Annotated in this window: 12 protein-coding genes; all 12 read left to right on the top strand. The window is 68.4% G+C overall.

The features are described 5' to 3' along the window. The first annotated feature begins 55 nt into the window (after positions 1 to 55). Positions 56 to 1,708, top strand: a complete 1,653-nt coding sequence (locus PIGHUM_RS06530; RefSeq protein ID WP_246012976.1) for an FAD-dependent oxidoreductase — start codon at positions 56 to 58, stop codon at positions 1,706 to 1,708. Further along, positions 1,705 to 2,598, top strand: coding sequence for an NAD(P)-dependent oxidoreductase (locus tag PIGHUM_RS06525; protein ID WP_160142187.1), 894 nt, complete (start codon positions 1,705 to 1,707; stop codon positions 2,596 to 2,598). The genes PIGHUM_RS06530 and PIGHUM_RS06525 overlap by 4 nt, the downstream gene beginning before the upstream one ends. Positions 2,599 to 2,689: 91 nt before the next feature. After that, positions 2,690 to 3,580 (top strand): beta-keto acid cleavage family enzyme, encoded by an 891-nt coding sequence (locus PIGHUM_RS06520; protein ID WP_124078587.1) that lies wholly within the window; start codon positions 2,690 to 2,692, stop codon positions 3,578 to 3,580. A gap of 76 nt (positions 3,581 to 3,656) precedes the next feature. Then, entirely contained in the window at positions 3,657 to 4,544 is an 888-nt protein-coding gene (locus tag PIGHUM_RS06515) for an amidohydrolase family protein (RefSeq protein WP_160142186.1), read from the top strand. Positions 4,545 to 4,583: 39 nt separating this feature from the next. Further along, complete coding sequence (locus PIGHUM_RS06510; protein WP_160142185.1) at positions 4,584 to 5,597, top strand: Bug family tripartite tricarboxylate transporter substrate binding protein; 1,014 nt, start codon at positions 4,584 to 4,586, stop codon at positions 5,595 to 5,597. 94 nt (positions 5,598 to 5,691) lie between these two features. Next, on the top strand, positions 5,692 to 6,732 hold the full coding sequence (locus tag PIGHUM_RS06505) for an aromatic ring-hydroxylating dioxygenase subunit alpha (RefSeq protein WP_160142184.1): 1,041 nt from the start codon (positions 5,692 to 5,694) through the stop codon (positions 6,730 to 6,732). 177 nt (positions 6,733 to 6,909) lie between these two features. Next, positions 6,910 to 8,115, top strand: a complete 1,206-nt coding sequence (locus tag PIGHUM_RS06500; RefSeq protein ID WP_124078583.1) for an MFS transporter — start codon at positions 6,910 to 6,912, stop codon at positions 8,113 to 8,115. Then, the gene (locus PIGHUM_RS06495; RefSeq protein WP_124078582.1) at positions 8,112 to 8,297 is read left to right on the top strand and encodes a hypothetical protein; all 186 of its coding nucleotides are present in this window, start codon (positions 8,112 to 8,114) and stop codon (positions 8,295 to 8,297) included. Before PIGHUM_RS06500 ends, PIGHUM_RS06495 begins: the two co-directional genes overlap by 4 nt. A gap of 132 nt (positions 8,298 to 8,429) precedes the next feature. After that, positions 8,430 to 10,385: a DNA topoisomerase IV subunit B gene (locus PIGHUM_RS06490; RefSeq protein ID WP_124078581.1), complete on the top strand. Its 1,956-nt coding sequence runs from the start codon at positions 8,430 to 8,432 to the stop codon at positions 10,383 to 10,385. Beyond that, entirely contained in the window at positions 10,385 to 12,694 is a 2,310-nt protein-coding gene (gene parC, locus PIGHUM_RS06485) for a DNA topoisomerase IV subunit A (RefSeq protein ID WP_124078580.1), read from the top strand. Before PIGHUM_RS06490 ends, parC begins: the two co-directional genes overlap by 1 nt. 2 nt (positions 12,695 to 12,696) lie before the next feature. Further along, on the top strand, positions 12,697 to 13,776 hold the full coding sequence (locus PIGHUM_RS06480) for an MBL fold metallo-hydrolase (RefSeq protein ID WP_124078579.1): 1,080 nt from the start codon (positions 12,697 to 12,699) through the stop codon (positions 13,774 to 13,776). A 95-nt stretch (positions 13,777 to 13,871) separates the two neighbouring features. Next, positions 13,872 to 14,447, top strand: a complete 576-nt coding sequence (locus PIGHUM_RS06475) for an HNH endonuclease (protein ID WP_425466683.1) — start codon at positions 13,872 to 13,874, stop codon at positions 14,445 to 14,447. The last annotated feature ends 300 nt before the right edge of the window (positions 14,448 to 14,747 follow it).

Below are 14,747 nucleotides of genomic sequence, written 5' to 3'. Positions count from 1 at the left end.
CTGAATCATATATTTTTTTGACACGGGGCTGCTCAAAATGCGGGATGAGATTGTGGTGGATGTGCTGATCGCCGGCGCCGGACCGGTGGGGCTCAGCTGCGCGCTGGAGTTGGGCTTGCGCGGCGTGCGGGTGCTGGTCGTCGAACAGAACGACCGGGGCGGCAAACAGCCGCGGGCGAAGACGACCAATATCCGCTCCATGGCGCACATGCGCAGATGGGGCATCGCGCAGAGAATCCGCGAAGCCAGCCCGCTGCCGGTGGATTATCCGGCGGACATCGTCTTCGCCACCCGGTTGTTCGGGCATCCTATCGCGCACTTCGAGAATGTCTTCTTCGGAAAACGGGAGCGCAATCCCTTCTTTCCGGAGAAGGGGCAATGGATCCCGCAGTACACGGTGGAAGCGGTGATCAGGGAGCGCCTGGCCGAACTGTCCAACGTGGAAATCCGATTCAACGCGGCCTTGAATGCGTTGCGGGAAGAGGGCGATCGCGTTCGGGCCACGGTCGCCGATACCGCGGCCGGCAATGAGTTCGCGGTGGATGCCGCCTACGTGGTCGGGGCCGATGGCGGGCGCAGCACCACGCGCACGCTGCTCGGCATCCAGCTGGAGGGCGACTACGCCTACATGGCCAACTACCTCGCCATCTACCGTGCGCCGGGCCTGCTCGATTCGCATCCGCAGGCCAAGGCCGTGTCGTACTGGCTGGTCAATGCGGACAGCCCGGCCGTCACCGGCCCGATGGACCGGGGGGACACGTGGTTCTTCTCGACCCAATTGCCCAAGGGCCAGGCCCCCTACGACCTGGAGACGGGCGCGCGCAAGATCCGGGAGGCCATCGGGCAGGACGTCGAGTTCGAGATCCTCGAAACGGATACCTGGCAGGCGCACAGGCTGATCGCGTCCACGTATTCCAAAGGACGCATCTTCCTGGCCGGGGACGCATGCCACCTGCATCCGCCCATGGGCGGCTACGGCATGAACCAGGGGATAGGCGACGCGGTCGACCTGGGCTGGAAAATCGCGGCGGTGCTGCAGGGATGGGGCGGGCCCGCGCTGCTGGCGTCCTATGAGCAGGAGCGCAAGCCGGTGCACCGGATGTTCGTCCAGGAGGCGACGGAAAACTACGCCTACGTCACCCATCATATGGTCAACCCGACGCTGGAGCGCGACGACGAGGAAGGCCGGCAATCGCGCGCGCTGCTCGGCGAAAAAATCATGCAGGCCAAGCAGCGCGAGTTCAAGGCGATCGGAACCGTGCTGGGATACACCTATGCGCCCTCGCCGCTGATCGTGCCCGACGGCACGCCTCAGGAGCCCCTGGATCCCCTGGTGTACGTGCCCAGCGCCAGGCCGGGAGCCCTGGCGCCCCATCTCTGGCTGGACGACGGCTCTTCGCTCTATGACCGCCTCGGCCAGGGCTACACCCTGCTGGTCCTGGGCGGCGGTTCCCGCCACGGCGCACAGGCGCTCCAGGCCGCGGCGGAGCAGGCGGGACTGCCGCTGGCGACGGTCGAGGTCGATTCTCCCCAGGCTGCCGAACTGTATGGCTGCGCATTGGCCATCGTGCGGCCGGACCAGCACATCGCATGGCGGGGCAGCCGCGCGCCGGACGATGCCGGCGCCGTGATTCGGACGATCGCGGGATGGGGGGAGGGCAGCCCGTCGGAAAGTGCCGCCGTAGCGGCCGGGAGCAGCGTGTCATGAATCGGGAAAGCATCGGGCAGGACGAAACGGTCGGGATCATCGGCATCGGCCGGATGGGCGAGGCGATCGCCAACCGGCTGCTCGACGCCGGGCGTGAGGTAGTCGTGTGGAACCGCTCGCCCGGCAAGACCGCCGAGCTGGCCGGGCGCGGCGCCGGAGTCGCCGCGTCCCCACTGGAAGTGGCCAGGCGCTGCCGGACGGTAATCGTCATCGTGCGCGACGACCTGGCGATGCAGGCGGTCTATTTTTCGGACCAGGGCCTGCTGCGCGCACCGCTGCGCGACAGGGTGATCGTCGACATGACGACCGCCACGGTAGCGGCGATGAAACAGGCGGGGCAGGCCGTCGTCGGCGCGGGCGGCGCATTCCTGGATGCGCCCGTCTCCGGCACGGTCGCGCCGGCCCGTTCCGGCCAACTGCTGGTCTTGGCGGGCGGAAGCGCCGAGCATCTGGACCGGGCCCGCCGCGTCCTGGAGAAGCTGGCGCGCAAGATCACGCACGTCGGCCCGCTCGGCTCGGGCATCGCCATGAAGCTGGTGCTCAACCTGCCGCTCGCCACCTACTGGCAAACGCTGGGGGAAGCCTTGGCGATGGGGCGGGCATACGGGCTCGACGTCGACACCATGCTGGGACAGATCGCCGACAGCAAGGCCGCCATCGGCGCGCTTTCTTCCAAACTCGACACGATCATGGGGCGCGCCGAACGCGTCGAGTTCGACCTCGCGGGCCTGCGCAAGGACTTGGCGGCGATGCGCGCCACGGCGGCCGAGGCCGGTCTGGTGCTGCCCGCCTCGTCGGCGGCGGCCGAGAGCGCGGCGCGCGCCGACGAGGCGGGTTGGGGCGGCCGCGATCTCGCCCAACTGGTCCGGTTCGTCGCCGGCCTGGAATGACCCCTGCGCGCTTCCGCTGGCGCGCTGGCATGAAAGCGATGCCGCCGGTCGAGGCCGGCGGCGGATAACGAAACATGGTGGGAGAAGACTCTTGGATAGACCAACAATCATCACTTGCGCCATCACCGGCAATCACACGACGCGCGAGCAGAACGAACGGCTGCCGGTCACGCCCGGGGAGATCGCGGCCGCCTGCCTGGAAGCGGGGGAAGCGGGCGCTTCGATCGTCCACATACACGTGCGGGATCCGGCCACCGGCGCGCCGTCGATGGAGGTGGAGCTCTACGCGGACGTGGTGCGGCGGGTACGCGAGTCCATGCCCGGACTCGTGCTCAACCTGACGACGGGTCCGGGCGGCCGCTTCCAGCCGTCGAGCCACGATCCCGTCGTGCCGGGGCCGAGGACCAATTTCCTGGTTCCGGAAAAGCGCGTGGAGCATATCCGCATCATTCGCCCCGACATCGCCACCCTCGATCTCAACACCATGACGTTCGGCCGCGAAGTCGTCATCAATACGCCGGACAACATCCGGCGCATGGCCGCGGTGATCCGCCAGGCCGGCGTCGTGCCCGAACTCGAACTGTTCGATTCCGGCGACATGCATCTCGCAGCCGACCTGATCGAGGACGGAACGCTGGAGCCCGCGCCGCTCTGTTCGATCGTGATGGGCGTGCGCTACGGCTTCCAGCCTTCGATCGAAACCCTGATTTATGCGCGCGGGCTGCTGCCGGCCGGCGCGACCTGGACGGCATTCGCCACCGGCCGCCAGGCATTCCCCATGGTTGCCCTGGCCTATCTCGCCGGCGGCAACGTCCGCGTGGGCATGGAGGACGCGGTCTACCTCTCTCGGGGCGTGCTGGCGCAGAGCAACGCGGAAATGGTCGGCAAGGCGCGGCGCATCGTGGAGGAACTGGGCGGTGCCGTATCCAACTGCCGGCAGACCCGCGAGCGCCTCGGCCTGTCGGTTGCAGGCATTTCCTGAAACAGCCCGGCGGCCGGCCGACAGCCTTCGCCGCTTCGATTCGAAACAGGCAGCCATGCCACTTCCGGAGATCCCCATGGCAGAGAAAGAGACGTTCGTCCGCGACACACGCCCGCCCCGGCCGAAGGCGCCGCCCGGTTCCTGGGATTGCCAGGTGCACGTCTACGGCGACCCCGCGCGGTTTCCTCCCCGGGCGCAAAGCGCTTACGCGCCTCCGCGGGCCTACTTCGAAGACGTCCACAGGATGGCGTCGACCCTGGGCATGGGTTATGTCTCGATCGTGCAGGCCAGCGTCTACGGCGCCGACCACAGCGCGTTGCTGGACGCGCTCTCGAGAGGCGACGGCGGCGTGTACGAGGGCGTGACATACCGAGGCATCGCGATCGTCAACGACGACGTGTCCGACAAGGAGCTCCTGCGCCTTCACGAAGCAGGCGTGCGCGGGGCGCGATTCAATTTCTGGCGCCGCCTGAACGTCACGCCGACAGTGCCCGAGTTCCTCCGGTCGATCGAGCGGATCAGCCAGTTCGGCTGGCACGCGCGGGTCCACGTCACCGAGCCGGAGCTGCTGGAGCTGCAGCCTGTCTTCGCGGCCGCGAAGGGAACCTTCGTCATCGACCACATGGGACATCTTCCCTTTGCCGACGGGCTGCAGCAGCCGGGCGCCCGGGCCATTCTCGATCTGCTGCGGCGCGAGAACTGGTGGGTGATGCTGTCGCACGGCGACCGGAGTTCGGCCACGGAACATCCCTGGGACGACGCCATTCCCTTCACGCGGGCCTATTTCGAAGCGGCGCGCGACCGTTCCGTCTGGGCCACCGACTGGCCTCATCCCGAGTACCCCAAGACGCCCGTGAACGACGCCGAACTGGTCGAGCTGATGCACCGGTGCCTGCCGGACGCCCGCGAGATGGAGGCGGTATTCGTGACCAATCCCAAGCGCCTGCACGGCGAGCCCGCCTGAAACGGACATTCGATCCAGCACATGGAAGAGGAGACAACAATGAAGAACCCATCCAAGCAGCGCCGGCCCCTGCGAGCCGCCGCATCGTTCGCGGCCTGCGCGCCGGCCATCGCCGCCGCGGCCTTGTCGCTGGCCGCCCAACCCGCATGGGCGCAGGCCAAGTGGCCCAGCAAGCCCATCCGTCTGGTCGTGCCGTTCCCCCCTGCCGGCAGCGCGGATTCCGTGGCCCGCCTGGTGGCGCACACGCTGTCGGAGCGGCTCGACCAGCGGGTGATGGTGGAGAACAAGCCGGGCGGCAACATGGTGATCGGCGCGGCCGACGTCGCCCGCGCGGCGCCGGACGGACACACGCTGCTGTTCACGCTGGATACCGTCTTTACCGTCAATCCGTTCGCCTACGGCAAGCTGCCCTACGATCCCGTCAAGGATTTCGCGCCGGTCTCGCTGGTCACCACGCAATCCATGTGGTTCGTCACGAATCCGAAGAAACCCTTCCGGACCATGCAAGAGCTCGAGCGCGTGGCCAAGGCGTCTCCCGGGACGGTGAATTACGGGTCCGGCGCGATCGTGGGACAGTTGACCGGCGAGTTGATGAAATCGATCACCCACGCCCGCATGACCTTCATTCCCTACAAGGGCAGCGCGCCAACCGCCCAGGCCCTGCTGGCGGGCGACATCGACCTGGCGGTGGCCGACATCACGCCTTTCGCGCCCCACATCAAGGAGGGAAAGCTGATCGCCCTGGGGCAGACTGGGACCAGCCGCTCCGACTTCCTGCCCGACGTGCCGACCATGATCGAACAGGGCTGGAAGGATTTCGAGGTGACCGGGTGGTTTGCGATATACGCCCCGGCCGCGACTCCGCCGGCGATCGTTTCCAGGCTCAACGGCGAGATCGCCGCCGCGCTGGCCACGCCGGATGTGAAGCAACGGATCTGGGAGCTGGGCATGAACGCGATGTCCAGCACGCCGGAAGAACTGCGCCAGCGCGCCGCGAAGGATGCCGCGCGCTGGGAGCCCATCATCCGCGCCGAGAACATCAAGCTCGATTGACCGCTCGGCGCGTTTTCCTGCGGCCTTCGGCGGGCCCGGCGCGGCGGTGGGCGCGCCGTCCGCCGGCCGGGCTGTTCTTTCTGTGGAGCAGACGATGAGTTTGAATACGCCGTTCTTGCTGAACGCCTGGTATGCGGCAGCGTGGGACTATGAAGTGGGGGACAAGCCGCTGGCGCGCATGCTGCTCGGGACGCGCGTGGCGCTCTATCGCCGCGGGGACGGCGAATATGCCGCCCTGGAGGACCGCTGCGCCCATCGCCTGGTGCCCCTGAGCTGCGGCAGGGTCGAGGGCGACACGCTCGAATGCGCCTATCACGGCCTGCGGTTCGACGCGGCGGGGCAGTGCGTCACGAATCCCCACGGCCCCATTCCGACGGCGGCCAGGGTGAAGAGCTTCGCCGCGCGCCAGCGCCATGGCATGGTGTGGATATGGCTGGGCGACGCCGCGCTCGCCGACGACGGCGCGATACCCGACTTCGGGTTCATGGACGACGATGCCCTGAACGCCCGGCGCATCAGGGGCCACATGCATACGCGCGCCGGCTACACCCTCATGGCCGACAACATTCTCGACCTGGGCCACATAGAGTTCCTGCATGGCGGCACGCTGGGCACCGAAGCGGTGCGGAAGGCGCCGACCCAGGTGCGGGAGGAGGGCGATTCGATCATCGTCGAGCGGGAGATCGAGAACGAGATCCTTCCCGAGTTCATGTCCCGGGAATACGGCTGTGTCGGCCTGCCCGTGCGCCGCCTGCTGTCGGTGCGGTGGCAGGCCCCGGCCAATCTGAAGATCACGATCTCGGTGGCGCCCATGGGCGGTGAAGCGGAGACGCGCAGCAATTACAGCTGCCATCTCATGACCCCGGAGACCTTGACGACGACGCATTACTTCTGGGCCAACACCCGCCTGGGCAATCCGTCCGAAGCGCTCGACGCGGCCAAGCGGCGGGGGCTCGAGAGCGTGTTTTCCCAGGAGGACAAGCCCATCGTCGAAGCGCAGCAGAAGAACATCGACGTGGACGGGCCGGATGCGGCGCCTCCCGCGCTCCTGACCGTGGACCGCGGCATCGTCCGCAGCCGCCGGCGCCTGAACGACCTGCTCAAGCAGGCCTCCGGCGCGGCCCGCGTTTCCTGAGCAAGCGCCGCGGGGCCGCCGATCCGCCGATCGCGGCGGCGGCCTGCCTTTCCGGACGCGCAGCAAGGCGCGCAGGCGCCCGGTCCACGGCCCGGCCGCGTGAGGGGCATATAATCCCTGCGGACTGCCCGGGGAGCCCGCCTTGCCGGCCCCAGGATTCCACCGCCCGTCGTCGTCATGTCTGCCCAGCCTGCTTCCCACCCGATTTCTCCCGCCAGCCCTGCAACGGTCGTCGCCTGCGCGTCGGTGGTGCTGCTGTGCGTCATGGGCGTGCGGGCCACGTTCGGCCTGTTCATGCAGCCCATGGGGCTGGCGCACGGCTGGGGACGGGACGTGTTCTCGCTGGCTTTCGCCATCCAGAATCTGGTCTGGGGGCTCGCCGCGATCCTGATGGGCTCGGTGGCAGACAAATGGGGGTCGGGCCGCACGGTGGTCGCGTCGGCGCTGTTGTTCGTGCTGGGGCTGCTGGGCACCCGCTATGCCGATTCGGAAGCGATGCTGTACCTGAGCGCCGGCGTGCTGGTCGGGCTGGGCCAGGCCGGGACCACCTTCGCGGTGCTGCTGCCGGTCGTGGCGCGCGCGGTGCCGGTGGAGCGGCGCAGCGTCGCGATGGGCGTGGCCAGCGCCGGCGGCTCGATGGGGCAGTTCGTGGTCGTGCCGGCCGGGCAGTGGCTGATCGACACCCTGGACTGGACCGGCGCCCTGTGGGTCTTGGCGGCGCTGATGCTGCTCGCCCTGCCGCTGGCCACGCGCCTGACCGGCAAGCCGCGGCACGTGGCCGGGTCCCAGTCGCTGGGCGCGGCGGTGCGCCAGGCCGTGGGCCATTCGACCTACCATTTTCTGTTCTGGAGCTATGCCGTCTGCGGCTTCCATACCGCCTTCATTACCTTGCATCTGCCGGCTTTCGTGGTCGATGGCGGGCTGAAGGCCTCGGACGGGGCCATGGCGATCGCGTTGATCGGCCTGTTCAACGTGTTCGGCTCGTACTGGGCCGGCAAAATGGGCGGCCACCACAGCAAGAAGCACCTGCTGGCGCTGCTGTACGCAACCCGCTCGGCGGCGATCCTGCTGTTGCTGTTCCTGCCGCTGCAGCCGGCCGTGCTGTATGCGTTTTCCGCGTTGATGGGGCTGGTGTGGCTGGGCACCGTGCCGCTGACCACCGGGCTGGTGGGACACATCTACGGCATGCGCTATGCCTCCACGCTGACCGGTATCGTATTCTTCGGCCACCAGATCGGCAGCTTCGTCGGTGTCTGGCTGGGCGGCAAGCTGTACGTCGCCACCGGCAGCTACGACGTGGTGTGGTGGATGTCGGTGGCGCTCGGCCTGGCCGCGGCGGCACTGTGCCTGCCCGTGCGCGAGCGGGCCTTGGCGCCCGCATGAGCGGCCAGTCCACCCGCGCGGCGTCCGGCGCCACGCCTCGCCGCGCGCCCTGGCGGCGCATCGGCGGGCGGCTGCTGGCCTATGCATTGCTCGGCGCCGTGCTTGCGGCTGCCTTCGTCGGCTATTTGCGTCCCCAGCTGGTTGTCGGCTGGGAGGCGCTCATGGCATTGTGCGGCATTTGACGACGGACCCCCGGGATACCGGGCGCGCCGGCCGGCTGGCCTGCCCATTTCTTGGGCGTGCCAGTCCAGGCCGCTTGAATCCTGGCTCCGTCCGTAAAATTGCCTTCATTTTCCACAGTAGCTGGGGATAACTTGGCCACTCGCTATAACGAATCATCCATCCGGGTGCTCAAAGGGCTGGAGCCCGTCAAACAGCGCCCGGGCATGTACACCCGAACCGAAAACCCCCTGCACGTCGTGCAGGAAGTCATCGACAACGCCGCCGACGAGGCGCTGGCCGGCTTTGGCAAGCACCTGCAGGTAACCCTGCAGGCCGACGGCAGCGTCACCGTCGAGGACGACGGCCGCGGCATCCCCGTCGGCCTGCATCCCGAGGAAAACGCCCCGGTGGTCGAACTGGTGTTCACCCGCCTGCACGCGGGCGGCAAGTTCGACAAGCAGGGCGGCGGCGCCTATTCCTTTTCCGGCGGCCTGCACGGCGTCGGCGTGTCGGTCACCAATGCGCTGTCGTCCAGGCTGGAGGTTACGGTCTGGCGCGACGGCGCCGCGCACCGCCTGGTGTTCGCGCACGGCGACGTGGTCGAACCGCTCGCCAGGACCAGCGACGGCCGCAAGAAAAGCGGCACGCGCGTGCGCTGCTGGCCCGACGCCAAGTATTTCGACAGCGGCGCGATCCCGCTGGGCGAACTGGCGCGCCTGCTGCGCAGCAAGGCCGTGCTGCTGCCCGGCGTGCGCGTCACGCTCAAGGTCGAGAAAACCGGCGAAACCCAAAGCTGGCTGTACGAGCAGGGCCTGCGCGGCTACCTGACCGAAGCCCTGGCCGGCGCCGAACTGCTGATCCCGCTGTTCGAGGGCGAGCAGTACGCCGCCGCGGACAACGAAAGCTTCGCCGACGGCGAAGGGGCGCAGTGGGTCGTGGCCTGGAGCGAGGACGGCAACGTCGTGCGCGAGTCCTACGTCAACCTGATCCCGACCTCGGCCGGCGGCACCCACGAGGCCGGCCTGCGCGACGGCCTGTTCAACGCGGTCAAGAGCTTCGTCGAACTGCACGGCCTGAGCCCCAAGGGCGTCAAGCTGCTGCCCGAAGACGTATTCGCGCGCGCCAGCTTCGTGCTGTCGGCCAAGGTGCTGGACCCGCAGTTCCAGGGCCAGATCAAGGAACGGCTCAACAGCCGCGACGCGGTACGGCTGGTAGGCGGTTTCTCCAAGTCGGCGCTGGAGCTGTGGCTCAACTCCCATGTGGAGTACGGCAAGAAGCTCGCCGAACTGGTCATCCGCCAGGCCCAATCGCGCGTGAAGGCGACGCAAAAGGTCGAGAAACGCAAGAGCTCGGGCGTGGCCGTGCTGCCCGGCAAGCTGACCGATTGCGAGAGCAGCGATACCGCCCGCACCGAGGTCTTCCTGGTCGAGGGCGACTCGGCCGGCGGCTCGGCCAAGATGGGCCGCGACAAGGAATTCCAGGCCATCCTGCCGCTGCGCGGCAAGGTGCTCAATGCCTGGGAGGTCGAGCGCGACCGCCTGTTCGCCAACAACGAGATCCACGACATCGCCGTGGCCATCGGCGTCGATCCGCACGGCCCGCGCGACGAACCCGACCTCTCGGGCCTGCGCTATGGCCGCATCTGCATCCTGTCGGACGCCGACGTGGACGGCTCGCACATCCAGGTGCTGCTGCTGACGCTGTTCTACCGCCACTTCCCCAGGCTGGTCGAGGCCGGCCACGTCTACGTGGCGCGGCCGCCGCTGTTCCGCGTGGACGTGCCGGCGCAGGGCAAGCGTCCGCCGCGCAAGCTGTACTGCCTGGACCAGGGTGAACTCGTTGCCGTGGAAGACAAGCTGCGCAAGGAGGGCGTGCGCGAAGGGTCGTGGAGCATCAGCCGCTTCAAGGGCCTGGGCGAAATGAGCCCCGAGCAGCTGTGGGAAACCACGATGAACCCCGACACCCGCCGCCTGCTGCCGGTCGCCTACGGCGAGCTGGGCGCGGACGAGACCACGCGCATGTTCGACATGCTGATGGGCAAGGGCGAGGCGGCGCAGCGCCGCTCGTGGCTGGAAGAGAAAGGCGACCTCGCCGAGGTGGATATCTGATGACGGACGAACTTCAACCCGGCCTGTTCGAGACGCCGGGCGGCGACGCCGCGATCACGCTGGCGCGCTATGCCGAACAGGCTTACCTGGATTACGCGGTATCGGTGGTCAAGGGGCGCGCGCTGCCCGACGTCAGCGACGGGCAGAAGCCCGTGCAGCGGCGCATCCTGTACGCCATGCAGGCCATGGGGCTGGGCGCGAACGCCAAGCCGGTCAAGTCGGCGCGCGTGGTCGGCGACGTGCTGGGCAAGTACCATCCGCACGGCGACCAGGCCGCCTACGACGCGCTGGTGCGCATGGCGCAATCGTTCTCGCTGCGCTATCCGCTGATCGACGGCCAGGGCAACTTCGGCTCGCGCGACGGCGACGGCGCGGCGGCCATGCGCTACACCGAGGCCCGCCTCACCCCCATCGCCCGGCTGCTGCTGGACGAACTGGAAGAAGGCACGGTCGACTTCATTCCCAACTACGACGGTTCCTACCAGGAGCCCAGGCAGTTGCCGGCGCGCCTGCCGGTGGCGCTGCTCAACGGCGCCTCGGGCATCGCGGTCGGCATGGCCACCGAGATCCCGCCGCACAATCTGCGCGAAGTCGCGCAGGCCGCCGTGGCGCTGCTGAAGAACCCGAAGATCGCCGACGACGAACTGTACGGCCTGGTGCCCGGACCGGACTATCCCGGCGGCGGGCAGATCATCACGCCGCAGGCCGAGATCGCGCAGATACTGAGCAGCGGCCGCGGCTCCATCAAGGTGCGCGCGCGCTGGCGTTTCGAGGAAATGGCGCGCGGCCAGTGGCAGCTGGTCGTGACCGAACTGCCGCCGTCCACCTCGGGCCAGAAGGTGCTGGAAGAGATCGAGGAACTGACCAATCCCAAGGTCAAGACCGGCAAGAAGAGCCTGACGCCCGAACAGCAGCAGACCAAGGCGGCCATGCTGGGCCTGCTCGATGCCGTGCGCGACGAATCCGGCAAGGACGCCGCCGTGCGCCTGGTGTTCGAGCCCAAGACCTCGCGCGTGGACCGCGACGAATTCGTCAACACGCTGCTGGCCCACACCTCGATGGAAAGCAGCGCGCCGATCAACCTGGTGGCGGTGGGCAACGACGGCCGGCCGCGCCAGAAGGCCATGCGCGAGATCCTGCAGGAGTGGCTGGCGTTCCGCACCCAGACCGTGACGCGGCGTTCGCGTCATCGCCTGGACAAGGTGCTGGACCGCATCCACGTGCTCGAAGGGCGCATGGTGGTCTACCTCAACGTGGACGCCGTCATCAAGGTCATCCGCGAGTCCGACGAACCCCGGCCCGCGCTGATGCAGGCCTTCAAGCTGACCGAGCGCCAGGCCGAGGACATCCTCGAAATGCGCCTGCGCCAGCTCGCGCGGCTGGAAGGCTTCAAGATCGAGCAAGAGCTCAAGAACCTGCGGGACGAGCAGGTCAAGCTGCAGGACCTGCTGGACAACCCGTCCTCGCTCAAGCGCCTGATGGTCAAGGAAATCGAAGCCGACGCCAAGCAGTACGGCGACGACCGCCGCACCCTGATCGAAGCCGCCGAGCGCGCCACCATCGAGGCCAAGGTGCTGGACGAGCCCGTCACCGTCATCGTGTCCGAAAAAGGCTGGCTGCGCGCCCGCCAGGGCCACGGCCACGACGCCGGCCTGTTCACCTTCAAGGCCGGGGACGCCCTGTACGGCGCCTTCGAATGCCGCACCACCGACACCCTGGTCGCGCTGGGCAGCAACGGCCGCGTCTACTCGGTCGCCGTCAGCGCGCTGCCCTCGGCGCGCGGCGACGGCGTGCCGGTCACCACGCTGATCGACCTCGAGGCCGGCACGCAGATCCTGCACATGATCGCCGCTGCGCCCGAAAGCCGCTGGCTGCTCGCGACCCGGCAGGGCATGGGCTTCGTCACCCGCCTGGGCGACATGAGCACGCGCCAGCGCGGCGGCAAGCAGTTCATGACCCTGGACGACGGCGACGCGCCGCTGCGCCCGGTGCCCGTGTTCGAAGGCGCGCAGTCCCTTGCGCTGCTCTCGGCCAAGGGGCGCTTCCTGGTGTTCGTGCTCGACGAGGCCAAAGTGCTGTCGTCTGGCGGGCGCGGCACCACCCTGATGGACCTCGACGCCAAAGACACGCTCTCGCAAGTCGTGCCCGTCGGCGCCGGCGGCCTGCGGGTGGCGGGCATCTACCGCAACAAGCCGCACGAAGAAATCTTTGCGGGCGCATCGCTGGCTGCCTACCTGGGCAAGCGCGCGCGCAAGGGCCGGCTGCTGGACGCGAAGCCCAAGCAGCCCGTACTGTCGCCGGTGCTCTAGCCATGCGGCGGTGGCTGGCGGGGCTGTTGGCCGTGGCCATGGCCGGATGCAGTCCGGTCAACCCCTACTACGACCCCGCCCAGCCGCACCACACGCCCCACGGTTTCCGCAACCTGTACGCGACGCCCGGATCGGGGTCGCTGGATTTCTGGCGCTGGCAATTCGAGCGTTGGAGCGAGGGGCTGCCGCCGCCCCCCACCGAGTCCCTGGCGCCCGTCGCCGCGGACACGGACTGGATCAGGCAGCCCTCGTCCGAGGTCAGGGTGAGCTGGGTCGGCCACGCTACGCTGCTGGTGCAGATCGGCGGCTTCAACCTGCTGACCGACCCGATGTTCTCCGAGCGCGCCTCGCCGGTCTCGTTCGCCGGTCCCAGGCGCCATCAGGCGCCAGGCATCGGCCTGGCCGACCTGCCGCACATCGACGCGGTGGTCATCTCCCACAACCACTACGATCATCTCGACCTCGCCTCGGTCCGCGCGCTGGCCGCCCAGCCCGGCGGGCCGCCGGCATTCATGGTGCCGCTGGGCGTGGACGCCTGGTTCCGCGAGCATGTTCCCGGAGCGACCGATTTGCGTCCGCTGGACTGGTGGGGCCGGACCACCGTGGGCGGCGCCTTGCTGACGCTGCTGCCCGTCCAGCACTGGAGCGCCCGTACGCCTTTCGACCGGAGCGCATCGCTGTGGGGCGCCTGGGCCGTCGAAACCCGGGACCCCGCCTTCAAATTCCTGTTCGGCGGCGACTTCGGCTACTCGAGCGACCTCGCCGCCATCGGCGAGCGCATGGGCCCCTTCGACCTGGCAGCCCTGCCCATAGGCGCCTACGAGCCGCGCTGGTTCATGCGCGGCCACCACATGAACCCCGCCGAGGCCATCCAGGCGCACCGCGACGTCCGCGCCGGCGCCTCCATCGGCATTCACTGGGGCACTTTCGAACTCACCGACGAAGCCCTCGACCAGCCCCCGCGCGACCTCGCCCTGGCTCGCCGCCAGGCCGGCATGGACGAACGGGAGTTCTTCGTCATGCGCCACGGCGAATCCCGCATCTGGCGCGACGGCAAGTGGATGATCCGCGCAAGCAAGTAGCCGGGCCCCTTGGTTTGCCTTGATTTGGTCATGCGTAAGCTGTATAAAAAAACAGTGAAAAATCTCGGCAGCAGGTCATCCTCCAGGAGAAAGTCGTGGCTCATCTGGTTCTCGCGCTCGATGTCGCCGGCACGCCGGTGCACTGGGTGGACATAGAAAAAGCCATCTGCCTGCACGTGGCGGGCCGGGTGGCATGGGAACTGGGCGAAACCACGGTCACCTACCGCGGCGGCGTGAACCGGATCACCGGCCTGGTCTCCTCGGTCAGCACCGCCAGCATCATCGCCGTGCGCGGCCGCGAATTCCGCGGCGACCGCTCCGCCTCCATCAGCATCAGCCGCGAACGCCTCTTCGCGCGCGACAAACACATCTGCGGCTACTGCGGCGGCTGCTTCTCCGCCGCCGAACTGACCATCGAGCACGTCCGCCCCGAATCCCGCGGCGGCGCCAACACCTGGGAAAACGTCGTCACCGCCTGCCGCCCCTGCAACCAGCGCAAAGGCAACCGAACCCCCGAACAGGCCGGCATGCCGCTGCTCTATCTCCCGTACCGCCCCAATCGCTGGGAAGGCATGATCCTGCGCAACCGCCGCATCCTGGCCGACCAGATGGAATTCCTCCTGGCCGGCGTCGCCAGCGGCAGCCGCTTGAACCAGGAACTCGTGCGCTGAGACCGCGAGGTTCCTTACCTGCATGCTTTTTCACATGCGGCGCACGTGCCCACGCTGTCACCACGGGCCTTCGCTCAATATCCGCAATAAGCAACTGCAGGCCGTGGCCGGGCGGGCCGCCGGGGGGCGCATTCGGAGCCGCCGCCGGATCGGGGTTGGCCGGGGAAGCAAGGGCGCAGCTGTTCGAGCGCGGCATTCGACACAGTCCGGGGGACTGTCCCCGCGCGAGTTCTGCGCCCGCCCCGGCCGGCCCCGCTCCGGCGGGAAGTCCCGGCAACGCCGGGACCGGCTTCGCTGACC

It is taken from the genome of Pigmentiphaga humi (assembly GCF_900606115.1).
Lineage (GTDB): Bacteria > Pseudomonadota > Gammaproteobacteria > Burkholderiales > Burkholderiaceae_B > Pigmentiphaga > Pigmentiphaga humi.
The sequence above is the reverse complement of the archived record's forward strand: the minus strand, read 5'-3'. Positions and strand labels throughout refer to the sequence as shown.